The organism is Qipengyuania triglochinis (assembly GCF_054655615.1).
Genome location: NZ_BAAHND010000001.1, coordinates 1,093,266 through 1,118,303, shown reverse-complemented (window position 1 = coordinate 1,118,303; position 25,038 = coordinate 1,093,266). Strand labels below are relative to the sequence as shown.

The 25,038-nt window shown below is 60.4% G+C and carries 23 protein-coding genes and 1 pseudogene; 11 read left to right on the top strand and 13 right to left on the bottom strand.

The window, feature by feature from the left end:
• Nucleotides 1-12: 12 nt before the first annotated feature.
• The 6 genes from ACYQ0G_RS05565 (at nt 13) to ACYQ0G_RS05540 (ending at nt 7,551) form a co-directional block, all read left to right on the top strand.
• On the top strand, nt 13-804 hold the full coding sequence (locus tag ACYQ0G_RS05565; RefSeq protein ID WP_460100316.1) for a cell division protein FtsQ/DivIB: 792 nt from the start codon (nt 13-15) through the stop codon (nt 802-804).
• Nucleotides 804-2,102, top strand: a complete 1,299-nt coding sequence (gene ftsA, locus ACYQ0G_RS05560) for a cell division protein FtsA (RefSeq protein ID WP_460100313.1) — start codon at nt 804-806, stop codon at nt 2,100-2,102. The genes ACYQ0G_RS05565 and ftsA overlap by 1 nt, the downstream gene beginning before the upstream one ends.
• 138 nt (nt 2,103-2,240) lie before the next feature.
• Nucleotides 2,241-4,037, top strand: coding sequence for a cell division protein FtsZ (ftsZ, locus tag ACYQ0G_RS05555; protein WP_460100311.1), 1,797 nt, complete (start codon nt 2,241-2,243; stop codon nt 4,035-4,037).
• A gap of 40 nt (nt 4,038-4,077) precedes the next feature.
• On the top strand, nt 4,078-5,985 hold the full coding sequence (locus ACYQ0G_RS05550) for an SPOR domain-containing protein (protein ID WP_460100309.1): 1,908 nt from the start codon (nt 4,078-4,080) through the stop codon (nt 5,983-5,985).
• Nucleotides 5,986-6,143: 158 nt separating this feature from the next.
• Entirely contained in the window at nt 6,144-6,647 is a 504-nt protein-coding gene (locus tag ACYQ0G_RS05545) for a type III secretion system chaperone family protein (protein WP_460100307.1), read from the top strand.
• Between the two features lie 121 nt (nt 6,648-6,768).
• On the top strand, nt 6,769-7,551 hold the full coding sequence (locus tag ACYQ0G_RS05540; protein WP_460100304.1) for a Bax inhibitor-1/YccA family protein: 783 nt from the start codon (nt 6,769-6,771) through the stop codon (nt 7,549-7,551).
• A gap of 117 nt (nt 7,552-7,668) precedes the next feature.
• Here ACYQ0G_RS05540 and ACYQ0G_RS05535 read toward each other — a convergent pair whose 3' ends face one another.
• Nucleotides 7,669-7,893 (bottom strand): hypothetical protein, encoded by a 225-nt coding sequence (locus tag ACYQ0G_RS05535; protein WP_460100302.1) that lies wholly within the window; start codon nt 7,891-7,893, stop codon nt 7,669-7,671.
• Here ACYQ0G_RS05535 and ACYQ0G_RS05530 point away from each other — a divergent pair.
• From ACYQ0G_RS05530 to cysN, 3 genes and pseudogenes are all read left to right on the top strand, one after another.
• Nucleotides 7,874-8,662 carry a hypothetical protein gene (locus tag ACYQ0G_RS05530; RefSeq protein ID WP_460100300.1) on the top strand — a complete coding sequence of 263 codons (789 nt, stop codon included), beginning with the start codon at nt 7,874-7,876 and terminating at the stop codon, nt 8,660-8,662. The genes ACYQ0G_RS05535 and ACYQ0G_RS05530 overlap by 20 nt on opposite strands.
• A gap of 251 nt (nt 8,663-8,913) precedes the next feature.
• Nucleotides 8,914-9,831 (top strand): annotated as a pseudogene (gene cysD / locus ACYQ0G_RS05525) (sulfate adenylyltransferase subunit CysD); the annotation flags it as partial.
• Entirely contained in the window at nt 9,831-11,738 is a 1,908-nt protein-coding gene (gene cysN / locus ACYQ0G_RS05520) for a sulfate adenylyltransferase subunit CysN (protein WP_460100299.1), read from the top strand. The pseudogene cysD and the gene cysN, both read left to right, overlap by 1 nt.
• A 21-nt stretch (nt 11,739-11,759) precedes the next feature.
• Here cysN and ACYQ0G_RS05515 read toward each other — a convergent pair whose 3' ends face one another.
• Entirely contained in the window at nt 11,760-13,028 is a 1,269-nt protein-coding gene (locus ACYQ0G_RS05515; RefSeq protein WP_460100296.1) for an acetyl-CoA C-acetyltransferase, read from the bottom strand.
• A 111-nt stretch (nt 13,029-13,139) separates the two neighbouring features.
• On the opposite strand from ACYQ0G_RS05515, the gene ACYQ0G_RS05510 reads away from it, so the two are divergent.
• Nucleotides 13,140-13,901: a crotonase/enoyl-CoA hydratase family protein gene (locus tag ACYQ0G_RS05510; RefSeq protein ID WP_460100293.1), complete on the top strand. Its 762-nt coding sequence runs from the start codon at nt 13,140-13,142 to the stop codon at nt 13,899-13,901.
• Nucleotide 13,902: 1 nt separating this feature from the next.
• Nucleotides 13,903-15,066 (top strand): acyl-CoA dehydrogenase family protein, encoded by a 1,164-nt coding sequence (locus ACYQ0G_RS05505; RefSeq protein ID WP_460100290.1) that lies wholly within the window; start codon nt 13,903-13,905, stop codon nt 15,064-15,066.
• Nucleotides 15,067-15,093: 27 nt separating this feature from the next.
• Here ACYQ0G_RS05505 and ACYQ0G_RS05500 read toward each other — a convergent pair whose 3' ends face one another.
• From ACYQ0G_RS05500 to ACYQ0G_RS05450, 11 genes are all read right to left on the bottom strand, one after another.
• Nucleotides 15,094-16,353: a hypothetical protein gene (locus tag ACYQ0G_RS05500; RefSeq protein ID WP_460100287.1), complete on the bottom strand. Its 1,260-nt coding sequence runs from the start codon at nt 16,351-16,353 to the stop codon at nt 15,094-15,096.
• Nucleotides 16,350-17,591 carry a potassium/proton antiporter gene (locus ACYQ0G_RS05495; protein WP_460100284.1) on the bottom strand — a complete coding sequence of 414 codons (1,242 nt, stop codon included), beginning with the start codon at nt 17,589-17,591 and terminating at the stop codon, nt 16,350-16,352. The genes ACYQ0G_RS05500 and ACYQ0G_RS05495 overlap by 4 nt, the downstream gene beginning before the upstream one ends.
• 77 nt (nt 17,592-17,668) lie before the next feature.
• The gene (locus ACYQ0G_RS05490; protein ID WP_460100281.1) at nt 17,669-18,679 is read right to left on the bottom strand and encodes a fumarylacetoacetate hydrolase family protein; all 1,011 of its coding nucleotides are present in this window, start codon (nt 18,677-18,679) and stop codon (nt 17,669-17,671) included.
• Between the two features lie 14 nt (nt 18,680-18,693).
• Nucleotides 18,694-19,335 (bottom strand): maleylacetoacetate isomerase, encoded by a 642-nt coding sequence (gene maiA, locus ACYQ0G_RS05485; RefSeq protein ID WP_460100659.1) that lies wholly within the window; start codon nt 19,333-19,335, stop codon nt 18,694-18,696.
• Nucleotides 19,336-19,546: 211 nt separating this feature from the next.
• Entirely contained in the window at nt 19,547-20,731 is a 1,185-nt protein-coding gene (locus ACYQ0G_RS05480) for an acyl-CoA dehydrogenase (protein WP_460100278.1), read from the bottom strand.
• Nucleotides 20,732-20,929: 198 nt separating this feature from the next.
• Nucleotides 20,930-21,316, bottom strand: a complete 387-nt coding sequence (locus ACYQ0G_RS05475; protein WP_460100276.1) for a four-helix bundle copper-binding protein — start codon at nt 21,314-21,316, stop codon at nt 20,930-20,932.
• A gap of 90 nt (nt 21,317-21,406) precedes the next feature.
• Nucleotides 21,407-21,775 (bottom strand): response regulator, encoded by a 369-nt coding sequence (locus ACYQ0G_RS05470; RefSeq protein ID WP_460100274.1) that lies wholly within the window; start codon nt 21,773-21,775, stop codon nt 21,407-21,409.
• A 66-nt stretch (nt 21,776-21,841) separates the two neighbouring features.
• On the bottom strand, nt 21,842-22,399 hold the full coding sequence (locus ACYQ0G_RS05465) for a helix-hairpin-helix domain-containing protein (RefSeq protein ID WP_460100272.1): 558 nt from the start codon (nt 22,397-22,399) through the stop codon (nt 21,842-21,844).
• Nucleotides 22,396-22,521, bottom strand: a complete 126-nt coding sequence (locus tag ACYQ0G_RS05460) for a hypothetical protein (RefSeq protein WP_460100270.1) — start codon at nt 22,519-22,521, stop codon at nt 22,396-22,398. The genes ACYQ0G_RS05465 and ACYQ0G_RS05460 overlap by 4 nt, the downstream gene beginning before the upstream one ends.
• 12 nt (nt 22,522-22,533) lie before the next feature.
• On the bottom strand, nt 22,534-23,271 hold the full coding sequence (locus tag ACYQ0G_RS05455; RefSeq protein ID WP_460100268.1) for an OmpA family protein: 738 nt from the start codon (nt 23,269-23,271) through the stop codon (nt 22,534-22,536).
• A 41-nt stretch (nt 23,272-23,312) separates the two neighbouring features.
• The gene (locus ACYQ0G_RS05450; protein ID WP_460100265.1) at nt 23,313-24,812 is read right to left on the bottom strand and encodes a vWA domain-containing protein; all 1,500 of its coding nucleotides are present in this window, start codon (nt 24,810-24,812) and stop codon (nt 23,313-23,315) included.
• Between the last annotated feature and the right edge of the window lie 226 nt (nt 24,813-25,038).

Genomic DNA, 25,038 nt, shown 5'->3' with positions numbered 1-25,038 from the left:
CTCGATCGAGCGATGACGGCTCTGCCGTTCACTGAGGACCAGTGGCATAAATTCTTCCTGACGCTGATCATCGCGCTCGGACTTGTCGTTGCGTGGACGGTGGCGAGTTACGCCGGTCTTCCTGAACTCGCGCGCGCCGAGCTTGCCAAATCAGCCAGCAGGGCTGGTTACGAAGTTGACCGCGTGCGCGTGACCGGGGTCGAAAGGCTCAACGAGCAGGTCGTTTATGAGCGGGTGCTGGGCGAACAGGATCGTCCTATGCCCTTGGTGGAGGTCGGACAAATCAGGGAGCGATTGCTAGAGCTTCCTTGGGTCGCGGATGCCCGGGTCTCCCGCCAGCTACCTGACCTGCTGAAAATCGACATTGTGGAACGTGAACCGCATGCCGTCGTCCAAAAGCCTGATCGACTTATTCTGGTCGACGCAACGGGACACGAACTTGAGCCTGTCTCTCGCGAGGAAGCAGCCGATATGCTGGTGATATCGGGTCCCGGCGCGCAAAAGCAGGTGGCTGATCTAACACGCTTGCTTGACGCGGCGCCTGCTCTCAAACCGCAAATCGCAGCCGCTGAGTGGATCGGAAACCGACGCTGGAACCTGACCTTCGGAACAGGCCAGATGCTTGCTTTGCCGGAAGGCGACAAAGGTCCGGCAGCGCTCGTCAAATTCGCGGAGATGGATGGAAGGAACAGGCTTATCGGAGGTAAGGCTGTAGCGATCGACATGCGCGTGCCTGATCGTGCTTATCTGCGCTGTAAAGATGGGCCATGTCCGCGCGGACTTACATCGGGGACCGCAGAATAATGGCTTCTTCCCCGCACGCTCCGCTGCCACGGATCAACCGCGTTTTCGCGGCTATCAATATCGGCTCCTTTCGCATTTCGTCCATGATCATGGGTCAAAGCGAGGTTGGCGAGATGATCGTGCTCGGTTCGTCCCACCGCAAAGCCGAGGGTATCAAGCGCGGTTACGTGACCGACATGACGGCCGCCACTCACGCTATCAGGGCGGCTGTGGAAACGGCTGAAGCAAACGCCAACACGACTGTGTCCGGTGTGTGGATCGGATGCGCGGGTGCCGGCTTGTCGAGCAAGATCGCGAGCGTCGAAGTTGCGATAGGGGGGCGCCGGATCGACGAGGACGATGTCGAGCACCTTCTGTATGCCGCGCGCGATCACATCCAGCCGGAGGGGCGCATGGTGCTGCATGCGCAACCTGCTCACTACACGCTTGATGGCGCCCATGGGGTGGCAAATCCGATCGGGTTGCATGCCGAAACGCTTGGGGTAGATGTGCATGTTACGCTTGCCGATGGCGCGCCGGTCCGGAATCTGATCGAGGCAGTTCAAAGCGCGCATCTTGACGTGGAAGGTGTAGTGGCAAGCCCCTTGGCTGCGGCTTATGCCTGCTTGTCCAACGAGGAGCGCGATCTGGGCGTCGCCCTGGTCGAGATCGGTGCGCAAGTCACCAATGTATCTGTCCATGCGGGCGGCATGCTCCTTGGTTTGCGCTCGATTCCTGTCGGGTCGAATGACATAACCGACGCTATCGCAAGTTCGCTGGGAATAAGACGCGGGCAGGCAGAGCGTCTCAAATGCGTGTCGGGTTCGGCAATTGCTACGCCGAGCGATCATCGAGAAATGATCCCCGTCAATGCTCCAGGGGAAGGGCCCGACGGACGTCTGGCTCGCGGTGCCGACGAGCAGAACCGCATACCTCGCGCAGAACTTGTCTCAGTGGTTACCGATCGCCTTGGCACGATGACAACCGAAATCAGCAAGGGCCTGAAGGCCATGGGGTTTTCCGGCGCCAACGGAGGCCAAGTGGTTCTGACGGGTGGCGGGGCAGAGCTTCACGGCATTGCGGAATTCGTACAGGGCGCTCTCGGCTTACCGGTGCGGCGGGGAAAGCCGCCTGCGTTGCGCGGTCTGCCTGAAGCGCACGCCACTCCCGGCTTTGCAACGCTGGCAGGCCTATGCCTTTACGCTTCGGAAGACCCTATCGACATCCGCAACGTCGGGCCGAGCTATCAACCCACGCGACGGTATTCCGGGCTGGGTCTTGTCAACCGGGTGGTGCAGGCGGTACGCGAATATTTCTGAATTCAGGGTAAATTCGGTTGAAACGAGCCGTGCAACGCGGTGGATAACGGCAATTACCCTTTGCACACGCGAATCGCTTTGTGCCAAAAGCGTGCGTGACACGGCCTCGGCCAAAATTCTTTCCCAAGGGAACGCCTAATGAGCATCAATATCGGTCCTGCCTCCAGCGACGACATGCGCCCCAAGATTATGGTCGTTGGTGTTGGCGGTGCAGGCGGCAACGCCATTGCCAACATGATGGACGCCGAAATCGAAGGTGTCGATTTTATCGTCGCCAATACGGACGCGCAGGCGCTGACAAGTTCGCCTGCAGAAAAGCGCATCCAGCTTGGTCCGGACATCACCGGCGGGCTGGGCGCGGGAGCGCGTCCCGAAGTGGGCAAGGCGGCGGCTGAAGAGACGGTCGAAGATATCGAAGATGCGCTCGAAGGCGTAAACATGTGCTTCATCGCCGCCGGTATGGGCGGCGGCACGGGCACCGGCGCCGCGCCTGTTATCGCTGAGGCGGCTCGGCGCAAGGGTGTTCTGACCGTTGGCGTGGTGACCAAGCCGTTCCTCTTCGAAGGTACGCGCCGCATGCGCAGCGCGGAAGCGGGCATCGACGAACTGCAGAAGCATGTCGATACGCTCATCGTTATCCCGAACCAGAACCTGTTCCTGGTCGCGAAGGCCGACACGACTTTCAAAGAGGCCTTCGCTCTGGCGGATGAGGTGCTCCAGCAGGGGGTTCGCTCGATCACCGACCTTATGGTCATGCCTGGCCTGATTAATCTCGATTTTGCCGACGTGCGCTCCGTCATGAGCGAAATGGGTAAGGCTATGATGGGTACCGGCACTGCGGAAGGTGACAATCGCGCGCTTGAAGCTGCCGAACGTGCCATCGCCAATCCGCTGCTCGATGGCGTAAGCATGGCCGGTGCCAAGGGAGTAATCATCTCCATCATCGGCGGCGAAGATATGAAGCTGCTCGAAGTGGATGAAGCGGCAAATCATATTCGCGAATTGGTGGATGACGATGCGAACATCATCTGGGGTAGTGCATTCAATCCCGATCTCGATGGGCAGATCCGCGTCTCGGTCGTGGCTACCGGCATCGAAGAAGACGGCCGGTCCACCCCCGCGCAGCCGCGTAATTTCTCGATGGCTCCGCAACGCGCGCCCCAGCGCCCCGTGCTGGACCTGGAGGAAAGCAAGGCGGAAGAAGAGCCTTTCGAACTCGACCAGGGAATGTCGGCCGAGCCAGCGCCTGCTCCTTCGCCTACTTACGATGCGGAACTTCGTTCGCCCGGCAAGCCTGCAACTTCGGACTATGACGATAGCGAAGACGAAGAGGGCCCGTTGATGAAACCGGCTGGCCTCTCGCCATCAGGGGCTGGTGACGATTACGGCGATGAGGATGAGGACTACGACGATGTCGATGACATCGTCGATCCGCTCGCCGGAATGCGTAACGAACATACCGAGCGTTTCGAACGGTATGACGATGACCAGGGCAACGTCCCGGCGCCCGCGGACGATAGGAATTATACGCGCGGAAGCAGCACTGATGATGGTTGGACCGATGAGGATCCCCGCTCGGTCACCACTCCGCTCGATCTTTCGGACGAAGCTGATTTTGACGAGGCACTTGACCTTGGCCGGCATCGTTTGGCTGATGGATCCAGTAGTGCCACTTCGGCGCAGCCCGCTCGCAGTCCGCTCTTTTCTGGCCAGGGTGGCGGTTCGGCCGCGGGTGCCGGAGGGCGGGCAGGAAGCAATGCTCCTGGCGGCGCTCCAGCCGGAGGCGCATCGCAGGGCAGCACCCTTTTTGAGCGCATGGCCAACCTGTCTCGTGGCTCGAGCGCCTCGCAAGAGGAGGACGACGATGACACTGACGAGGGTAACGGTAGCGGATTGAATATTCCCCGCTTCCTTGGTCGCCAAAACAACCAGTAAATTGGGAGTGTGGCGGGTTTTCTCTCGCCCCGACAGTCGAATGAAGCTCCGAGCTAAGAGACGATGGTGGACTGGCGCGGCAATTGTCGCGCTGGTCGCTTCTGGATACAGTGCGTACAGCCAGGAAGTCGTTCAGCCGTTACCGTCTCCGAACTCTGCTCAGCTGAGCTCTGCGTTGCAAAGACTTGCGCAGGATGGAAACGACGTTTCCGCTCTTATCGATGCCGGGGATGCCTCCCTTGGGCTTGGCGATGTAGCGGCAGCAATTGGTTTTTTTGGTCGCGCGCAGGCGATTTCTCCAACTAATCCGAGAATCTCGCTCGGAATGGCCAGAGCCTATACGCTTTCGCGCAGGCCAGTCGAAGCGCTTCGCCTGTTTGCAGAAGCAGAAAAGGGCGGCATTCCGCTGGCTGCCATGGCTGCCGAACGAGGATTGGCGTTCGATCTGGTCGGCGATGCTGCAAGTGCTCAGGAACTTTACCGCTTGGCACTTGCGTCGGGACCCGATGAAGACGTCCGGCGCAAGCTGGCTCTTAGTCAGGCAATTTCAGGCGACAAGGCTGGATTTGAAGCGACGCTACTTCCGCTACTCGAAAAAGGTGACTTTGCCGCCTTTCGAACACGTGCGTTCGGTCTCGCTATCCTGGGTGACACGGAAGATGCAGTAAAGATTGCGCGGGATATGATGCCGGGGGCCGCTTCCGTGCAGATCGAACCGTACCTGCGTTACATGACTCAACTCACTCCGGCGCAGCAAGCTGCTGCAGGTGCCTTGGGTGTTTTTCCTCGCAGTACGAACGTTGGACGCGACGATGCGGATATTGCCGCATATTCACGTTCCGGTGCATCGAGTGCCAAAACCGCTGATAGCAGTCTCGCTCCGGCGGGCGCTCCTCTTGGCGGCAGGTCTGGCGCGAAATCCGATCGCGACTCATCTTCGCCTCGGTCCAACCGGAAAGAAAAGCGCAGGGCTGAAAGGGGCGCGGGTAACCGACGTACGTCGCGGTCCCCTTCTGCAGCAGTGAGTGATATGCCTACGTCGGCTGCGCAGAATACACCTTCAGCTGAATTGCCGGCTGTCGCTAGTTCTCGCGAGTTGCCGCAGAACGGCCCTGAACTATCGGCTGCAAAGACGGGCGATGGCGACGCTCGGAATCAAATAGCGACCAATGTCGTAACCACGCCGCCACAACCTGCCGCCGAGCCTTCGACACCCCTTGCTTCACCATCGGAGCCAAGAGCAAGCGTATCCGAAGCCTTCGCAGGCTTGGATTTGGCTGAAAGCTCGTCCACCGCTCCGAGGGTAGGAGCAGTGGATATAAGAGCTATCGAGGTGCCCCGCGAAACGAACGAGCCACCTAAGCCAACAAGCCCATCTCGCCATTGGGTGCAAATAGCAACGGGGCGCGATATTTCCGCGTTGGCATTCGATTGGCGCCGCATCGTCCGCAATGCGGGCGGCGAACTGGCGGGTAAAAATGCTTTCACAGCTACTTGGGGCGAAGCGAACCGGCTTCTCGCAGGCCCTTACAGAAGCGCAAAGGAAGCGCGCGCAGTTGCTGGCAAGCTCAAGGCTATTGGGGTCGACAGTTTCACTTTTACGAGTGCGCGGGGCGAAGAAGTTACTGCGCTTGCGGGAACAGAACCGGCCCCCGTGGGGCCTCCGCCTGCCCCCGCCAATCCGGCGAGAAACTGGGTCCAGGTCGCCACGGGGCGCGACAGAGACGCGCTCGCATTCGACTGGCGTCGAATATCCCGAAAGGCCGAAGGGGCACTCAAAGGTAAGGGGCCCTACGTTGCTGGTTGGGGAGCCACCAACCGATTGCTGTCCGGGCCATATGATTCGGAGGCCGCTGCACAGGAAATGGTTACTGCGCTCAAGCAGATCGGCGTCGATAGCTTTACCTTCTCCAGTAAGGATGGCGAAGCGGTCGAAAAGCTCGATTGATTGGATGTCGCCGTTTCGGCACCTATCCGTATAAAGTCGATTGTTCACAACCTTTGCACAAGCTGGTGATGTTCTCCCCAGCACCGAGGCTCGGGATGATTGCCAAGTTCCTTAACCAATCGGCACAAGTGGGGCATGAGATGGACGGGAACTCACTGATGCACTCCGCAGAACGCCGATACGAGGTGGAGGACGATGCAGCGCCTCTCGACATGCTTGTTGCGCTGTTCGGCGCGCGGGGCTGGCCATGCGAAGTCTCGGCAGATGAAATCTGCGGCGAAATTCAGGGTAGCTGGGCGAAGTATCAACTGCGCGGTGTATGGCGATCGGACGATCGCGTCCTGCAGATACTCTGCCTCCCCGATATCCGCATCGGTTCGGAAAAGCGGTCCGCTGCACACGAACTCGTTGCGTTGGCGAATGAGCAGATGTGGCTTGGCCATTTCGATATCTGGTCCAACGGTAGTGTCCTCCTCTACCGTAATGGCACCCTGCTTGGCGACGAGGGCCTTCTGAGCCTGGACCAAGCGCAGGCCCTGGTGGAAATTGCGGTGGAGGAATGCGACCGTTTCTACCCCGCATTCCAGTTTGTTCTGTGGGGGGACAAAGAGCCCCGTGCCGCCCTTGAGGCAGCAATGGTGGAAGCGGTTGGCGAGGCCTGATTTCCTTATCGGCGTATTAGGCATGTGTGTTTCGGTTTTCCTTGAAATGCGTAGGTAAAAGACCGATATTGTGATCAGAAGCGAGGCAGGGTTCGTCCTCGCGCATGGGAGTTTTTGGAAAATGGCCAACTGGAACGATACAGACCGCAGGCCGGACGTGACGTCTGTCCCGCGTACTGGCGATCCGGCAGCTCGCGGCGTTACGTTCGACGCTGGGCTGCGCAAGCATATGTTGTCGATTTATAACATGATGGCCTCTGGCGTTCTGCTGACGGGCATCGTGGCTCTGCTATTCGTCAACTCTCCTCTTTTTGAGGCCGCCTACAGCGTTGTGCAGACGCCGTACGGCCGTTCATTCCAGCCCACTGCGTTGGGTTGGATCATCTCGCTTTCACCGCTGGCCTTTGTGCTTGTGCTGAGCTTCGGCGGCGTACAGCGCTTCTCGAAGACGACACTTCAGGCGATGTTCTGGTCGTTCGCCGTTCTGTTCGGCCTGTCGATGTCGACCATCTTCATTACCTACACCGGTGAATCCATTGCTTCGGCTTTCTTTGCTGCGTCGGCGGCCTTCGCTGGTCTGAGCCTGTTCGGTTACACCACGAAGAAGAACCTCTCCGGCTGGGGAAGCTTCCTAGTTATGGGCCTTGTCGGCATCATCGTCGCCATGTTGCTCAATGCGTTCTTCTTCCAGTCGGGCGCGATGGGCTTGGTCATCAACATTCTCGGCGTGCTGATTTTCGCCGGCTTCACCGCCTATGATACCCAGCGCCTCAAGACCGAATATTCATACGTTCGGGGCACCGAGTACGCGGGCAAAGCAGTCGTGATGGGCGCGTTCAGCCTTTATCTCGACTTCATCAACCTGTTCATGTTCCTGCTGCAGTTCCTTGGTAATCGCGAATAAAGCGACTGTTGCCGATTGCACTTAACGGAATGAAAATCATGCCCGGGGCGAAACTCTCGCTCCGGGCATTTTCTTTGCGCGCTCAAAGCGCTAAGAGAGACATCGCTTCATGCCCCGTCAATTTATCCGGGGCGATGATGTCACATAGTCTTCGAGGAGGGTCGGCGTCGCCGTGAGCCGCATTTCAACACAATCCATCCGTATCGCAACATTGGCCGCAGCGCTCGGCGCCATCGCGGCATGTACAACTCCACCGCCGCCTCCACCGCCTCCACCGCCGCCTCCTCCGCCTGTGGTCATTCCGCCACGGCCAACACCGCCCATGAGTGCGACGACCAGCATGGCCATTCCAATGGTCGCGGCCAACGGCGTGCGTCAGACGGTCAACGCTGGTCTGACACCGGCTCAGACGACCTGGAATCTGCGGTCAGCGCTCAACGTGGCGGCCCTCAATTGCCAAGATCCGAAATACATAGGGCTGGTGGACAATTACGGTGCGTTTCTGAAGCGCAATGCGAAGGAGCTTTCTGCCACCAATCGTGCGTTGCAGAGCGAATTCCGCCAGCGTTACGGTTCGACTTATCGGGACGTGCAGGATTCCTACATGACCCAGGTCTACAACTATTTCGCGCTTCCTCCGGCACAGGATGCGTTTTGTGATGTCTCCTTTGCCATCAGTAACGAGGCTCTTACGGTAGAGCCGAGCCAGCTCGACCTGTTTGCATCAACCGCGCTTTCCCGGATCGAAAATGCTTTCGAGGATTTCTTCCGCGCGTATGAGCAGTATCGCGTCGATCTGGCAGCCTGGGATTCCGAATATGGACCTCCTGCCGCAGTAACGACTACCGTTCAGGGATACACCAACCCTCTGGATCCAGCGGCTACCGTAGAACCGGGCCAGACCGCGGTGAACTCTATGCCTCCGACCGAACCCGTAGCTGGTGCTGCCGACGCTCAATCGCCGGTCACCATCGCAACAGATGAACCGGCCGCATCTACATCACTTCCCAATGAAGGTCCGATCTTCCAATCGGGCGAAGTCGTGCAAGGCGAAACGACACCCGCTGCCGAAAGCACGGATGATACGAGTGTGGACACTCCGAACCAGTAAAGCGTGCTGGATAAGTTCTTGAGGGGCGGCCGGAGTGATTGGGCCGCCCATTTTCATTTCGGCTGATAAGAATGCACGGTCGTCCGGCCTACGGGCGGTATGCTGGATCGTGGTAGGGCCATGACACAGGTCTGCCGAATACGTCTTCCGACGTTACAAACTTTCCTATTCGGCGGGGGAGAGTTCGCCGCTTGCGTGCAATCATGGCGGCTGCAATCTTTTAAGGGTCCCGAGAAAGTTCAGCCGGAAATTCCAATTTCATGACCCTTACCCATTTGCAGAGGCTCGAAGCCGAGAGCATTCACATCATGCGCGAAGTGGTGTCGGAAGCGGAAAAACCCGTGATGCTCTATTCGATCGGCAAGGACAGCGCGGTGATGCTGCACCTGGCTAAGAAAGCCTTTTATCCTTCGCCTCCGCCATTCCCTCTGCTCCACGTCGATACGACCTGGAAGTTTCAGGAAATGTACGCCCTGCGTGAACGAAGTGCGGAAGAGGCCGGCATGGAACTGCTTGTCCACCAGAACCCCGAAGCGCAGGAAATGGGCATCAACCCCTTCGACCACGGGCCGCTCCACACCGATATGTGGAAGACGCAAGGCTTGAAGCAGGCGCTCGATAAATACGGCTTCGACGCCGCCTTTGGCGGTGCCCGCCGGGATGAGGAAAAGAGCCGCGCGAAGGAACGGATTTTCTCCTTCCGCACGGCCAGCCACGGGTGGGACCCCAAGGCGCAGCGCCCGGAATTGTGGAACCTCTACAACGCGAAAAAAAAGAAGGGGGAGAGCATCCGCATCTTCCCCCTGTCCAACTGGACCGAACTGGATATCTGGCAATACATCCATCTTGAAAATATCGAGATCGTGCCGCTGTATTTCTCCGCCGTGCGGCCGACGTTCGAATATGAAGGCGGCCTGTTCATGGCCGACGATATCGATCGGCTTGAAAAGGTTATGGGCAAGCGGCCCGACATTACCGAACGCTCGATCCGTTTTCGCACATTGGGCTGCTTCCCGCTGACCGGCGCGGTCGAAAGCGAGGCCGCGACTCTGCCCGAAATCATTCAGGAAATGCTGCTGACCACCACATCGGAAAGGCAGGGCCGCGTGATCGACAAGGATGGCGGCGATGCCTCGATGGAGAAGAAGAAGCAGGAGGGCTACTTCTGATGTCGGACAAGATTTACCAGACAGATGCCCTCATCTCCGAGGATATCGATGCCTATCTCGAAAAGCATCAGCACAAGACGATGCTGCGCTTCATCACCTGCGGCAGCGTGGATGATGGAAAGTCCACGCTGATCGGGCGCCTACTTTACGACAGCAAGATGATTTTCGAAGACCAGTTGGCGGCGCTCGAAAACGATAGCAAGCGGGTGGGCACACAGGGCCAGAAAATCGATTTCGCCCTGCTGGTCGATGGTCTCGCCGCGGAACGCGAACAGGGCATCACCATCGATGTCGCCTATCGCTTCTTCTCGACCGAGAGCCGCAAGTTCATCGTCGCCGATTGTCCGGGTCACGAACAATATACGCGCAACATGGTCACGGGTGCGTCGACCGCCGATCTCGCCTGTATTCTGATCGATGCGCGTAAGGGTGTGCTGGTGCAGACCAAGCGCCACAGTTTCCTGTGTCACCAGCTCGGCATCAAGAACCTGGTGCTGGCAGTGAACAAGATGGATCTGATCGATTACGATCAGGCGAAATATGACGCGATCATCGCCGATTATCGCGCCTTCGCAGAGAGCATCGGGATCGAGAGCTTCACCGCCATACCGATTTCCGGGCTGGCCGGAGACAACATCACGAGCCGGTCGGATAAGACGGGCTGGTACGATGGCCCGACGCTGATGAAGCATCTCGAAAGCGTCGAAGTGCGTCTCGACGAAAACGTAGCAAAGCCGTTTCGTATGCCCGTCCAGTGGGTCAATCGGCCCAACCTCGACTTCCGGGGTTTCTCCGGCCTGATTGCCAGCGGCAGTGTGAAACCGGGGGACACGGTTCGTTCGCTTCCTTCGGGCAAGACGAGCACGGTCAAGGCGGTTGTCACCATGGCCGGTGAGCTGGAAGAAGCGGTCGCCGGGCAGTCCGTCACCATCACGCTCGATGATGAAATCGATTGTTCGCGCGGAGATGTTCTCGCCGCTGCGGACAGCCCGCCCGAAGTCGCCGACCAGTTCGAATCCACGCTTGTCTGGATGGACGAAAACCCGCTTGTCGTGGGCCGGGCCTACTGGATGAAGCTGGGCACGCAGCTCGTCAGCGTGACGGTTTCCGAGCCGAAGTACGAGATCAACGTCAATACGATGCAGCATCTTGCGGCAAAGACGCTCGGCCTCAATTCCATCGGCGTGAGCGAGATCACCACCGATCGCCAGATCGTATTCGAACCCTATGCCGAAAACCGCGCGCTGGGCGGGTTCATCCTGATCGACAAGATTACCAACCGGACAGTCGGCGCAGGGATGCTGAATTTCAGCCTGCGGCGTGCGCAGAATGTCCACTGGCAGGCGGTCGATATCACGCGCGACGATCACGCCGCGATGAAGAACCAGAAGCCGCGCGTGCTGTGGTTCACCGGCTTGTCCGGATCGGGCAAGTCGACCATTGCCAATGAAGTCGAAAAGAAGCTGGCGATCATGAACCGCCACACCTTCCTGCTCGATGGCGATAATGTGCGGCATGGTCTCAACAAGGATCTGGGCTTTACCGAGAGCGACCGGATCGAGAACATCCGTCGGATCGGCGAAGTCGCCAAGCTGATGACCGATGCGGGGCTGATCGTCCTGACCGCGTTCATCAGCCCGTTTCGTGCAGACCGGCAGCTGGTGCGCGACATGATGGGCGAGGGCGAATTCATCGAGATCCATGTGGACACCCCGCTCGACGTGGCAGAGGCACGCGATGTGAAGGGGCTGTATCGCAAGGCGCGCGAGGGCAAGCTCAAGAACTTCACCGGGATCGACAGTCCCTATGAGGAACCGGAAAACCCGGAAATTCGCGTCAATACGGTATCGATGAGCCCCGAAGAGGCGGCCGATCACATCATCAGCCAGATCCTGCCGCTGAAATAGGCGGCAGGATCGCGGGCGGGATCAGTCGACGAAGTCTTCGACCCGTTCGATGATGATCGCCGGGGCCATGCCGCCGGCGGCGCACATGGTAACCGCGCCGAAACGCTTCTGCTGGCGTTCGAGCTCGTCCACCATGGTGCCGATCAGGATTGAACCGGTCGCGCCGATCGGATGGCCGAGCGCGATCGAACCGCCGTTCACATTGACCTTGTCCCAATCCAGCCCGAGATCGCGCACGAATTTGGCCGCTACCACCGCGAAAGCTTCGTTGATCTCGTAAAGATCGATGTCGTCGGTGGTCAGCCCGGCCTTTTCGAGCACCTTGCGCGCTGCCGGAACGGGCGCGTTGAGCATTAGCGTGGGATCGTCCCCCATATTCGCGGTCGCGACAATCCGCGCGCGGGGTTTTAGGCCGTGTTTCTCAGCGTATTCTTTCGAGGTAACCAGAACCGCTGCCGCTCCGTCGACAACCCCCGAGCTGTTGCCGGCATGGTGGAAATGCTCGATCTCGAGATCGGGATATTTGGCATTCACCAGACCCGCAAAGGTAGTGCCTTTCTTGTCCAGCGGAACGTTGGCAATTTTCGCGAAGGCGGGTTCGAGTTCGGCCAGCCCTTCCCTGGTCGTCTGCGGGCGGGGGAACTCTTCCTTGTCGAGCAGGACGTTGCCGTCGTCATCGGTGACCGGGACCAGCGATTTGTCGAACCGGCCTTCGGCAATAGCCGCTGCAGCGCGCTGCTGGCTGCGGTAGCCCACCTCGTCCAGTTCCCCGCGCGTAAATCCTTCCATGCTGGCGATGGCATCTCCGGACACGCCCTGATGGCTCTGGGGGTGCATCGCCTGCAGGCGCGCGTTGTAGCTGCCCATCATCGGTGGCTTGAGCCCGGCCGCCATTCTCTCTTTCGCTAGCTGGGCGGTCAGGCTCATCATTTCGGTTCCGCCTGCGACCACGCAGTCTTCCATACCGCTCATCACCTGCGCTGCGGCCAGCGCCACCGAGGTTATTCCGCCTCCGCAGAAGCGGTCGAGCGTCGTTCCGGATGAAGTTACGTCATAGCCGGCATCGAGCGCGGCCATCCGGCCCAGGTCCCCGGCCTGCATCCCGTCTTGAGTACTGACGGACCAGATCACATCGTCGACAGTCGCCGTATCCAGCTCGTTGCGGTCCCGGATCGCCTTCAGCACCGTCGCCGCCAGATGCTGCGGATGCATCGCTGCAAGGGCGCCTTTGCCCTGTTTGCCGATCCCGCGCGGCGTCCGGACAGCGTCGATAATGTAAGCTTCGGCCATGGCATGATCCTCTCGACTAATCGTTTATTGCGTTAAATGCCGGTTGACGTTTGCGTAAGCGTCCCGCAGCTAGGGAGCAAGAACAGTTTCAAAACGAAATGGAGAGAGCGAATGTCAGACGAGGTCCTGACCCAGGTCGAAGACGGTATCCTGATCGTCACCATCAACCGCCCCGAAGCCAAGAACGCCATGACCAAAGCCGCCGCCGAAGGCATCGCCGCGGCCATGGATCGTTTGGATGAAGATGACGGGCTTCGCGTCGGCATTTTGACCGGCGCTGGCGGTACGTTCTGCTCGGGCATGGACCTCAAAGGCTTCCTGCGCGGCGAATCCCCCAGCATCGAAGGCCGCGGGTTCGGCGGCGTGGTACAGTCTCCGCCGAAGAAGCCCCTGATCGCGGCGGTCGAAGGCTATGCCCTGGCCGGCGGTCTCGAACTGATGATCGCTTGCGACCTCGTGGTGGCGCACACGGATGCGAAATTCGGCATTCCTGAGGTCAAGCGCGGGCTGGTCGCAGCTGCGGGCGGGGTGATGATGCTGCCCGACCAGATTCCCGAACGCATCGCCATGGAGCTGGCACTGACCGGGGAATTCATCGGAGCCGATCGCGCCTACGAGCTGGGGCTGATCAATCGCGTTACCGATAGCTCTGCACTGGTCGAGGCAAAAGAACTGGCCGCGCGCATCGCTGCCAATGGCCCGCTGGCCGTCCGCGTGTCCAAGCAGATCGTAAAGGATTCGCGCGGCTGGGCAATGGATGAGCGTTACGACAAGCAAGCTCAACTTATCGGCCCCGTCTTCATGTCGGAAGATGCCCGCGAAGGTGCGGCTGCCTTTGCCGAAAAGCGCAAACCCAACTGGAAGGGGAAATAAGATGGGCGTGATCGACGTACCACAGCCTGCCTTTATGGAAGATGAGGAGATCTCGATCTTCGCGGACGCAGTGGGCAAGTTCTACGAGAAGCACGCCCCGGAAAAGCGCGTCCTGAAATGGCGAGAGGACGGCCAGGTCGAACGCGAATTCTGGCGCGAGGCTGGCGAAGCCGGGTTGCTCGGCACATCCGTGCCTGAAGAATATGGGGGCCATGGCGGCGATTTCCGCCATGAAATGGTCGTGATCGATCAGCAGGGCAAACACGGCGTTGAGGGTTTCTCGGCAAGCCTGCACAATACGGTTATTCTGCCCTATCTCGTGCGTCACGGGACCGAGGAGCAGAAGAAGAAGTATCTGCCCAAGCTAGTCACTGGCGAACTGGTCAGCGCGATTGCTATGACCGAACCGGGAGTGGGATCCGATCTCCAATCGATCACCACCACTGCTATCCAGGATGGCAATGGTTACCGGATCAACGGCGCAAAGACCTATATCTCGAACGGCCAGACGGCTGATTTCATCATCGTGGTGGCCAAAACCGATCCGAAGGAACGGGCCAAGGGCATTTCGCTCATGCTGCTGGAGACCGAGGGCGCGGAAGGTTTCCAGCGGGGCAAGAAACTCGACAAGGTCGGGCTGGACGCACAGGATACGTCGGAGCTTTTCTTCGATGACGTCTTCGTGCCGTCGGATGCCGTGTTGGGCGGCGTCGAAGGGCAGGGGTTCTATCAACTGATGGGCGAACTGCCGCAAGAGCGGCTGATCATCGCCATGGGCGCCATGACCACCATCGAACGCGCGCTGGAAGAGACGGTCGCTTACGTGAAGGATCGCAAGGCCTTCGGGAAGACGATCTGGGATTTCCAGAACACGCAATTCACGCTCGCCGATCTCAAGGCGCGCGGCACCGCGGCCCGCATTTTCGTGAATGACTGCATTGCCAAACATCTGGAAGGCAAGCTCGACGTGCCAACCGCATGTATGGCTAAGTACTGGGTGACCGAATTGCAGGGGGAAATCGTCGACAAGTGCCTGCAACTCCATGGCGGTGCAGGGTACATCAATGATTACCCCATTGCGCGGATGTATCGGGACAGCCGCATCACCCGTATCTTCGGCGGATCCAACGAGATCATGAAGATGGTGATCGCACGCTCCATTTGAGCGGACGCCGCGGCGGGACGGCTTTTGTCAGTCGATCCCGCCGCGTCGCAGCATTGCGTCTATCTCCCTGACCTTGGCTTCGTAACGCGGATCGTCGAGCGCGCCGTATTGTGCGACGAACTGGGCATCCGTCAGCCCATCGTTGAGGTCGAGGGCTGCCTCAGGAAGCAGCCTATTCTCGCTCGCCTTGAGAAGCCTGGCGCGGGTCTTGGCAAGGTGGCGCGGATCGGTCAGCCGCCGGGCTGTCAGAAGCCCGGCTCTGTCGCTGGCGAGGTCGACGAAGGAAAATCCGCTGGGGTCTTCCGGGGCCAGCATTGCAACTCCGGCCTTGGTGTCGGCGAGTTCCTTCCATTCGCCGATCAGCCCGCCAAGCCGGTTTCCGGTCGCGGTTTCCAGCGCCGCCGATAGCGCCCAATGCATCGCCCAGTCGGCCCTTCCGTGAAGGGTGATCGGCGTCATGTTTGCAGGTGGCGCGCATGCCTTGAGCGCCGCATCGTCACCGACCAGGTGCATTCTTTCGGGCGTAGCCGTGATGAGCGCGAGCGCAATGATGGCGGTGCGATGCCCCTCGGGGGTGGCTTCGGTAGCGGTCAGCGCGCGATGTACTTGCGCCGCCAGAGATTTCGCTGGCTTGGCTTGCTGCGCTTCGACCAGTCTGCAGTAGAGCCTGGATATCCCCTTCTCATCCAGCGTGGATGTGCCGGTCGCTGCGGCATGTACGAGCAGGCTCCCCTTGGGCAGGAGGACACTGGCGGCCACGCTTTCCTGTTCAACCGTGAGCTTGCGCAGGATCGTGTCGAGCGGGGGCAAGCCGCTGTCTTTGCCGACATAGCGTTGCTGGAGTTGCTCCAGCCCCCAACGCGACAGCCAGCCCGGAAGGGGAATCGCACCAATCTGTACGCGCCATTCGGGCAGGCCCTTGCTGGTCCCGCTGGTCTGCGCCCGGATGTTGAGCCAACGCCAGAGCAGGGGCCGGCTTCCGGTAACCGTCAAAACGCCGTCCTTGATCCGTGCATCCACGCGGGCCGGCGCAGCCCCCTGGCTCGCCATCGCAGAAAGCGCTGCCAGATCGTGATTTTCCAGCGTCAGGCTAACCGGCTGACCGGTTTCGCGGCTCGATCGAGCTGTCTGGGCGAGCTCCTTCGCTGCAGCGACCTGATCTCCGCTGGCCGCGCGCTTCTCTTCTACCCAGGGCGAACCTCCCGTAGCGAGCAGGGGCAAACCGATCACCACTGCCAGCAGCAGCGCAATCAGGACACGCTTACGTCTGGGATTCGGACTGCTCACGGCTGGATTTCCTTACGGCCGCGTTGCCGTTGAGAGGCGCGGCTTTCATGGTCGGCGATCGCGAGACGCTTGGCCACCCAGTTGATGGTCGGCCCTTGGATGACGCTGGACAGCAGCACCACGAAGAAGACCACGTTGAAAATCGCAAATGCCCCCTCGACGCCGGCCACGATGGGGAAGGTCGCCAGCACGATGGGGACGGCACCGCGCAGACCTGCCCAGGAAACGAACAGCTTGGATCGCCAGGCGAATTGGCGAAACGGGGCAAGACAAATGAACACGCTCACCGGACGGGCGATGAACATCAGGATCGCAGTGATGGCAATGCCCGGCACGAAGACCGGACCGAGCTGCGACGGAGTGACGAGCAGGCCGAGGGTGAGGAACATCGCCACCTGCGCAAGCCACGCCATGCCGTCCTGAAAGGTCGAGACCGTGCGCTTGGCGGCATAGGAGCGGCTGCCCGCGACCAGACCCGCCAGATAGGCGGCTAGAAACCCGTTGCCCGAAAACAGTTCGGCGGCGCCGAACGCTATGAGGGCGGCGGCGATCGAGATCACGAAGGCGAGGCCGCCCTGACGATACCCCCCGCGTTTCAGAAGGGCAGGCATGGCGAAGCCCACAGCGACGCCGATAATCGCGCCCATGATCATCTGGATCAGAAACTCCGGCACCAGCGTCAGGGGCGAGGCGGATGGCTCCGAGATGAAGAGCAGGACGGCCCCGACGAGGAAGATCGCCATCGGATCGTTTGAGCCCGATTCCACTTCGATCAGGGCAGGCACGTCGCCATGAAGGTCGAGCCCGGTGGAGCGCAGGATAGCGAAGACAGCGGCCGCGTCGGTAGAGGCGATGATCGCGCCCAGCAGCGCGGCCTGCGCCGGGGCGATATCGAGCAGGAGAACCGCCGCGCCAGCCACGATGCCCGCACTGATGAGCACGCCGACGGAAGCCATCAGCAGCGCCGGTGCGGCAACACGCCGGACATCCTTCAGATCGGTGTCCAGTCCGCCCGAAAACAGGATGAAGACCAGCGATGCCATCCCGATCGCCTGGGCGAGCGCGAAGTTCTCGAAGTCTATTCCGCCCGGTCCGTCGATACCGGCCAGCATGCCAAGGCCGAGAAAGCCGATAAGCGCGGGCAGGCCGAAACGGCTGGAAACGCTGCCGGCAAGGACTGTTGTCAGCAGAAGGATGCCGACGAGGAGGAATGTCGCCTGGGTATCCAGAAAATCCATCGAACAGACCTCAATCGCCGGATCCGTTACCGGCCCGCATGTTTACTCGAGACGAAGTGTCGCTGCGGGCCCGAAGATCAGGCTTCGACCACCTTCTGCTCGATAGCGCCGAAGATCGAATGGCCCTCGGCGTCCTTCATTTCGACGCGGACGGTGTCGCCCGGTGCCATGAAGCGCGTCTTGGCTTCGCCTGTGGCGATGGTTTCGATCATGCGGATTTCCGCGATGCAGCTGTAACCGAGACCGCCTTCGGCCACCGGCTTGCCGGGATCGCCACCGGGGCCCTGGTTCGAAACCGTGCCCGATCCGATGATCGTGCCCGCACCCAGATCGCGCGTCTTGGCGGCGTGGGCGACCAGATCGGACAGGCTGAACGTTGCATCGACGCCCGCATTAGCGCGGCCGAAGGGTTCGCCATTGTAATCGACCATCAGTGGCAGATGGATCACGCTGTCCTTCCAGGCCTCGCCCAGTTCGTCGGGCGTGACGGCGACGGGGCTGAATGCACTGGCGGGTTTGGACTGGAAGAAGCCGAAGCCCTTTGCCAGTTCGCCGGGGATCAGGCCGCGCAGGCTGACATCGTTCACCAGCATCACCAGCTTGATGTGGCTGGCGGCTTCTTCGCTCGAAACGCCCATCGGCACATCGTCGGTGACGACGGCGATCTCGCCTTCCATGTCGCAGCCCCAGCTGGTGTCTTTCAGGGGAATGTCGTCACGCGGGGGGAGGAAACCGTCGCTGCCGCCCTGATACATCAGCGGATCGTGGTAGAAGCTCTCGGGCACTTCCGCACCGCGCGCCTTGCGTACCAGTTCGACGTGATTGATGTAGGCCGAACCGTCGGCCCACTGATAGGCGCGTGGCAGCGGCGAATGCGCCTCGCGTTCGTGGAAACGCTCGGTCGGCACGGCTTCGTGCTGCACATCGGTGTAAAGCGCTTCGAGCGTGGGCGCGATCGTGTCCCAATTGTCCAGCGCGTGCTGGAGGGTGGGGGCGATGTTGTCCGCTGCGCAATAGCGCGTGAGGTCCTTGGAGACGACGACCAGCTTGCCGTCGCGGGTTCCATCCTTGAGCGTGGCGAGTTTCATGGGTGTCCTCTCTCTTAACTGTTGTCAGGGTTGTCGGGTTGCGCGTCCGGATGGGCGCGCTGGAATTCGGGTAATGCGAGACAGGCGCGTTCGATCCGTTCGATATGCGGCTTGTCGCTGAAATCGAACTCGAACCGCCGAGCGTTATAGACCTGGGGCAGCAAGCAGACCTCGAAGAAGCCGGGGGCATCGAACAGGAAGTCGCCCGTGCCAAGCTGCGCGAGTCGCTGTTCGAGCGGGTCGAGCGTGCGGGCAAGCCAGTGGCGATACCACACGCCAATCTCGTCCTGCGACTTGCCGTATTCGTTCGACAGATACTTGAGCACCGGCAGGTTGAGCGGCGCATGCAGTTCGGTGGCAATGGCATAGGCCAGTTCGCGCGCGACATAGCGATCGTCGAGATCTCTCGGAAGCAGCGGCCGGTCGGTATAGGCTTCGTCCAGCCATTCGATCTGCGCCATGGATTGCACACGGTCCATCCCGCCCGCTTCGAGCAGGGGCACCGAACCGAAGGGATTGCGGCTGGTGAAGGCGGCGCCCTTCTGCTCGCTTTCGAGCAGATTCACAGGCACGTATTCGTACTCCAGCCCCTTGAGTTCCAGCGCGATGCGCAGGCGGTAGCTGGTGGAGCTGCGGTAGTAACCGTGCAGGCGGATCATAAGGCAAATCCTACAGGATGGAGCACATGGAGCACGGTCCTGGGCATAAAAACACCACAGCCGGTTTTCCGCTGAAAAGCGCGGTTTCCGGAAGGGCGCGAGGTGCTCATGCGCGTCTTCTGGCAAACCTTCCAAATGTAGGAAAGGCTTGTTGCACCGTCATGGCGAGCGGCGCTCGCCATGCGGGCCCGCGCTGGCGGTGGCGGCGTCAGAATGCTGCAATCCCCGTAATTGCCCGGCCAAGGATCAGCGCATGGACATCATGCGTGCCCTCATAGGTGTTGACCGTTTCGAGGTTCACCATGTGGCGGATAACCTGATATTCTTCCGAAATACCATTGCCGCCATGCATGTCGCGGGACTGGCGCGCGATGTGTAGCGCCTTGCCGACATTGTTGCGTTTCACCACGGAAATCATGTCGGGGGCGAACTTGCCTTCATCCATCAGGCGGCCAACGCGCAAACTTGCCTGCAGGCCGAGCGAGATTTCGGTCAGCATGTCGGCCAGCTTGAGTTGATAGAGCTGCTTGGAAGCCAGCGGCACACCGAACTGCTGGCGGTCGAGGCCATATTGCCGCGCGGCATGCATGCAGAATTCCGCCGCACCCATTGCGCCCCAGCTGATGCCGTAGCGGGCGCGGTTGAGACAGCCGAACGGACCCTTGAGACCTTCAACATTGGGAAGCAGCGCGTCTTCGCCCACTTCGACTTCGTCCATCACGATCATGCCGGTGGTGCTGGCACGCAGCGAAATTTTGCCTTCGATCTTGGGCGCAGACAGGCCCTTCATGCCCTTTTCGAGCACGAAGCCGCGAATGGCGCCGCCATGTTCCTCGCTCTTCGCCCAGACGACGAAGACATCGGCGAAGGGCGAATTGGAAATCCAGGTCTTCGATCCGTTGAGGACATAGCCGCCATCCACCTTCTTGGCGGTGGTCTTCATGCCTGCCGGATCGCTGCCCGCATCGGGTTCGGTCAGGCCGAAGCAGCCGATCAGCTGGCCGCTGGCGAGACCGGGCAGGTATTTTGTGCGCTGGTCTTCCGAACCATAGGCATGGATCGGATACATCACGAGGCTGGACTGGACCGAGGCCATCGAGCGATAGCCGCTGTCGACCCGCTCGATCTCGCGCGCGATCAGACCGTAAGCGACATAACCCGCGCCGGCGCCGCCATATTCTTCGGGAATGGTCGCGCCAAGCAGACCCGCTTCACCCATCATGGGGAAAAGTTCGGGCGCATCCTTTTCCTGCGAAAACGCCTCGATCACACGCGGCTGGAGCTCGCCTTGCGCAAAACCATGCGCGGCGTCGCGGATCATCCGCTCTTCCTCGGTCAGCTGTTCATCGAGGTTGAAGGGATCCTGCCAGTCGAACGGCACCATTCCAGCCATGTGGTCTCCTTTGTAACTTTATCTGCCGATGGCAGAGCGGCGGGGGGTACGCAAGAGGTGCATAAACCCGCTGGACCTGCCCTGATATCGGGTCAAGGCCGCCTAGCACGCGCTGGCGTCAAGACGGCATCAAATTCGCGCTACGAATGGGAAGGGGGCGACACGAGAGCCGCCCCAATCACCTTGCATCGCAAAGCCTTACTTCACGAGCGGGAGCGCCTTGCGGCAATCATCGGCACATTCGCGGCACATCTTGGCGCACATGGCGCAATGCGGATCGTCATGCTTCTCGCATTCCTCGGCGCAGGTTTCGCAGGCCTTGATGCACAGTTCGAGCTGGGCGCGCAGCACGTCGATATTCTGCGCGGTACGACGCACGGCGAGGCGTGCGGTGGCGGCGCAGATATCTGCGGTGTCCGAGCAGTAGCGAATGCACTGCGCCATATCGCCATCCTCGGCCACGCACGCATCGGCGCAACTGGTGCAGAAGAGCGAGCACAACATCGCGTGCCGCGCGGCGAGGATAAGCTCCTCGGTTTCGTCCTTCACCTGCGGGTGGGTATCGATCATTTTCTGCAGCGACATGGGCATCCTTTCCTTGGAGGGTTTGCTTCAAGGAATGGATACAGGAGGCCAACTGTTCCGGGCGCATCGGCCCGGAAGCCGTTTAGGCGTTCAGTTGAGCTGCGTTGCGCGCTGGACGGAGTCGATCACTTCCGAAGGAGGGCACGGCTTTGCCAAGGTCTGCGCCCGCGGGAAGCGGATCGCGACCTCGTCGGGCGTCAATCGACCGGAATGGAAGATGACCTGTACGTCTTCGGCCATCATCTGTTCGGCCAGCGGGTACACGATCCCGTCGCCCAGCTGGACATCGAGGATGGCAATATCGGGCTTTGTCTTCTGATAGGCGAGCATGGCGCTGGACAGATCCTCGAACGGACCTTCGACGATGTAACCTGCTTCGGTAACGGTGTCGCACAGATCCAGACCGATGATGGTTTCATCTTCGGCGACCAGTACGCGTAACGGCTTCGAGTGCATCATCCAGCCTCTCCTCGTTTGCTCCGACCCAAGGTAAATCAACCTGCGGATTGCGAAGAGGTTCCCGGATTACGCCCCTGCGCCGTAACGATCCTGATATTCGGCGGTTTTGCCTTCTGCCAGCAGGCTCGCCTGGCCCACCCAATCATCACGCCGGATGCGCCCCTGGAAGCGGCCGAGTTCGGCATCGATCCGGTCGATATCGGCATCGGTCCAGGATGCGATTTCCGCGAAGGAGGTAATGCCAAGTTCGTGCAGCCGCGCGGCCAGCTTCGGACCAACGCCCTTGATGCTGGTAAGATCGTTGCTCTCGGTTCCCACCGGGTTGGGGGTGGCGGGCGTTACCTTCACCTGCGACACTTCGGCGCTCGCAGCGACTGCCGCGCCGCTGCCGCCAAGGCCGGTAGGAGTGGAAACGGGCTGCGGATCGCGTGCGGCGGCGGGGGGCGCATCGACCAGCGCGGAGTTGCGCTGTGCCTTCTGCGCGCCTTCGTCCAGCACATCGCCCCGGCTGGCGCCGGTCACCTTGGTGCGGCGGGTGCTGCGGAACAGATACCAGGCAACGACGAGACCGATCACCAGCGCGATGGCCAGCAAGTACCAGTATTCGGCAAGCAGTTGGTTCATAACTCTTCCTTCGTGTCTTCTACTTCTGTCACCTGCCCGCGGCCCCACAGGGTAAAGCCGATGGTGAGGCCGATCCCGTAGGCGACCAGCATCAGGGCGATGACTTCAAACCAGATGGGCATCGATCTCTCCCTTCACCGCGGCCCCGGCGTGTCGACCGGGGTTGGCTTGAGCGGTTCCATCCGTATCACGGAAAATTCGATGCGGCGATTGGCCGGGTCTTCCGCGGTCAGGCTGGAAACCGGCCGGCTTGATCCATAACCACGGGCGCGCAGGCCTTCGCGGGGGATGCCGCGGCGAACCAGCGCTTCGCGCACGACCCGGGCACGATCCATGCTGAGCGATACATTGTCGGCTTCATTGCCGGATTTGTCCGTATGACCGGTGATGGCGATGATCGCGCCCACACAGGGCTCGAGCGCATCCGCCACTTCGTCCAGCAGCATACGGCTGGCCGGGATCAGGGCGGTACTGGCTTCTTCGAACCGAATGGTGCGGGTGCGCAGCAGGCCGTCGACATCTTCTTGGCAATGGAGCGGTTCGTACGTCGGTTCGCTGCTGGCGGCATTGGCCGTGCCATCGACCCAGGAGACTCCGCCGACACCGGGGATGGAAGCGACGACCTGCGCCGCGCGGGTGCGCTGTTCGTCGCTGAGGTCGTCTCCGCCGGACAGCACCGGATGGCGCGAGGGCGAACCCGTTCCGCTCGAGAAATCGGCCTCGATCATGGCGAGATCCTGCCGGGCGAGGGCGGCCTGGGCCTTTGTCGACAGTTCATCCGCCATGCGCTCGGCCCGATCCGTGAATACGGATACGGAACCGATCGCCATCACCAGCAGTGCTCCGAAAGCGATGATAATGCGCGCAGCCATGCTCGGCTCTTAGCCGCCCGCGACCTCGCCTGCCAAGGTGCCTATTCCAGAGCGTCCGCAGTCTTCACCAACTCGACGAACTCCTGACGGAAGAAATCGCTCTGGCGACCAGCGAGGTTCGCTATGTTAACATAGCTGAACTCGGCAAGCATCGGATCTCCCCGCACTTTCTGCCCGAATGCCGCGACCGCGCTTGCAAAGGCAAAGTCGCCGCTAGGTGCGCGATCGGTTTTCAGAGCGCTGGCAGGCAGGGTGTAACTGATCAGTTTGGACGTATCCTCATCGGGCAGCTTGTAGCGCAGTTTGATATACGCCGCCTCTGCCGCGAGCTGGGTTGCGCGTGCGTCGGGCTTGCTTTCGTACCGGCGGTCGGCAACCCAGCCTTTGGCACCTGCGAGCACCACTTCATAGAGGGCAGTGACCTGGTGGCCTGCGCCGATGTCCCCCGCATCCACCGCATCATTATCGAAATCCTCTTCGCGCAGAATGCGGTTTTCATATCCTATCAGGCGATACTGGCTCACCACGGCAGGGTTGAATTCCACCTGGATCTTTACGTCCTTGGCAATGGTGAAAAGCGTCGCCCCCATCTCGTCGCCAAGAACCTTCCGGGCTTCGATCGCGCTGTCGATATAGGCGTAATTGCCGTTACCGTTATCGGCGATCTGCTCCATCATCGCATCGTTGAGATTGCCGCGACCAAAGCCGAGGACGGTCAGCGTGACTCCGCTTTCGCGCTTCTGCTCGATCAGCTGGATAAGCGCGTCCTTGTCGGAAATACCGACATTGAAATCGCCATCGGTTGCCAGGATTACCCGGTTCACACCGCCTTCGATCCGGTTGGCTTCGGCAAGCGAATAGGCAAGCTGAATGCCAGCGCCCCCTGCCGTCGAGCCACCAGCATTCAAGCGCGTGATAGCGTCCTTGATCCGGGCTTCGCTATTGGTCGGTTCGAGCACTACCCCTGCCGCCCCGGCATAGACCACGATCGAGACGCGGTCCTCCTCTGTCAATTGCCCCGCCAGCTGCCGCATCGCCGTTTTCACCAGCGGCAATTTGTCCGGGCTCGACATCGAACCGGAGACGTCGAGGAGAAAGACGAGATTGGCAGGCGGCCGCGATTGGTGCGGGAGTTCGTACCCTGCCAGCCCAATCCGCACGAGCCGTGTGTTCGCATCCCACGGCGTTGCCGCCACATCGGTGTTGACCGAGAACGGCCGGGTGCGATCTTCGGGCAGATCGTAATCATAGCGGAAGTAGTTGATGAATTCTTCGGTGCGAGCCGAAGCCTGTGGCGGTAACGAGCCTTCGCTTATGAAACGGCGGGCATTGGCATAGGAGGCGGTGTCCACGTCGACTGAAAAGGTCGAGACCGGTTCGCTGGCGACCAGTTTTACCGAAGAGATTTCTTCGCCGTCATACTCGTCCCTGCTTGGAGGGGCCGGAACGAACACCGGCGGAAAATAGCGATAGGTTGCATCGCTAGAGGAATTCGTACGCTCGACTTCGATGGCGCCAATCCTAGCGGCCGATGCGGACACCACGACGGGTCTCGCATAACCAACCCTGTTTTGAGGCGGCGGTGGCGGAGGAGGTGGCGGTGGCGGTGGAGGTGGAGGTGATGGCTCAATGCCGGTGGCGACAGAACTGTCAGCGTTAGCGCGATCAAGCTGACCCTCATCTTTCGTAGTACAGCCGGCGCTGAGTGCTATTACAGCGCAAACGGTTAAAAGTCGGACGTTCTTCATTGAATCCCCCTTTTCAATT

Bases quoted from the DNA above. Each gene is read 5' to 3' on its own strand.
- ACYQ0G_RS05540 (WP_460100304.1), top strand. From the start codon at position 6,769: ATGGCCAACTGGAACGATACAGACCGCAGGCCGGACGTGACGTCTGTC.
- ACYQ0G_RS05480 (WP_460100278.1), bottom strand. From the start codon at position 20,731: ATGGCTGGAATGGTGCCGTTCGACTGGCAGGATCCCTTCAACCTCGAT.
- ftsA (WP_460100313.1), top strand. From the start codon at position 804: ATGGCTTCTTCCCCGCACGCTCCGCTGCCACGGATCAACCGCGTTTTC.
- ACYQ0G_RS05505 (WP_460100290.1), top strand. From the start codon at position 13,903: ATGGGCGTGATCGACGTACCACAGCCTGCCTTTATGGAAGATGAGGAG.
- ACYQ0G_RS05455 (WP_460100268.1), bottom strand. From the start codon at position 23,271: ATGGCTGCGCGCATTATCATCGCTTTCGGAGCACTGCTGGTGATGGCG.
- ACYQ0G_RS05515 (WP_460100296.1), bottom strand. From the start codon at position 13,028: ATGGCCGAAGCTTACATTATCGACGCTGTCCGGACGCCGCGCGGGATC.
- ACYQ0G_RS05495 (WP_460100284.1), bottom strand. From the start codon at position 17,591: ATGGATTTTCTGGATACCCAGGCGACATTCCTCCTCGTCGGCATCCTT.
- ACYQ0G_RS05565 (WP_460100316.1), top strand. From the start codon at position 13: ATGACGGCTCTGCCGTTCACTGAGGACCAGTGGCATAAATTCTTCCTG.
- ACYQ0G_RS05510 (WP_460100293.1), top strand. From the start codon at position 13,140: ATGTCAGACGAGGTCCTGACCCAGGTCGAAGACGGTATCCTGATCGTC.
- ACYQ0G_RS05535 (WP_460100302.1), bottom strand. From the start codon at position 7,893: ATGCTGGTCGTCGCACTCATGGGCGGTGTTGGCCGTGGCGGAATGACC.
- ACYQ0G_RS05465 (WP_460100272.1), bottom strand. From the start codon at position 22,399: ATGAACCAACTGCTTGCCGAATACTGGTACTTGCTGGCCATCGCGCTG.
- ACYQ0G_RS05550 (WP_460100309.1), top strand. From the start codon at position 4,078: ATGAAGCTCCGAGCTAAGAGACGATGGTGGACTGGCGCGGCAATTGTC.
- ACYQ0G_RS05475 (WP_460100276.1), bottom strand. From the start codon at position 21,316: ATGTCGCTGCAGAAAATGATCGATACCCACCCGCAGGTGAAGGACGAA.
- cysN (WP_460100299.1), top strand. From the start codon at position 9,831: ATGTCGGACAAGATTTACCAGACAGATGCCCTCATCTCCGAGGATATC.
- ACYQ0G_RS05530 (WP_460100300.1), top strand. From the start codon at position 7,874: ATGAGTGCGACGACCAGCATGGCCATTCCAATGGTCGCGGCCAACGGC.
- ACYQ0G_RS05460 (WP_460100270.1), bottom strand. From the start codon at position 22,521: ATGCCCATCTGGTTTGAAGTCATCGCCCTGATGCTGGTCGCCTACGGG.
- ftsZ (WP_460100311.1), top strand. From the start codon at position 2,241: ATGAGCATCAATATCGGTCCTGCCTCCAGCGACGACATGCGCCCCAAG.
- ACYQ0G_RS05545 (WP_460100307.1), top strand. From the start codon at position 6,144: ATGCACTCCGCAGAACGCCGATACGAGGTGGAGGACGATGCAGCGCCT.
- ACYQ0G_RS05470 (WP_460100274.1), bottom strand. From the start codon at position 21,775: ATGATGCACTCGAAGCCGTTACGCGTACTGGTCGCCGAAGATGAAACC.
- ACYQ0G_RS05490 (WP_460100281.1), bottom strand. From the start codon at position 18,679: ATGAAACTCGCCACGCTCAAGGATGGAACCCGCGACGGCAAGCTGGTC.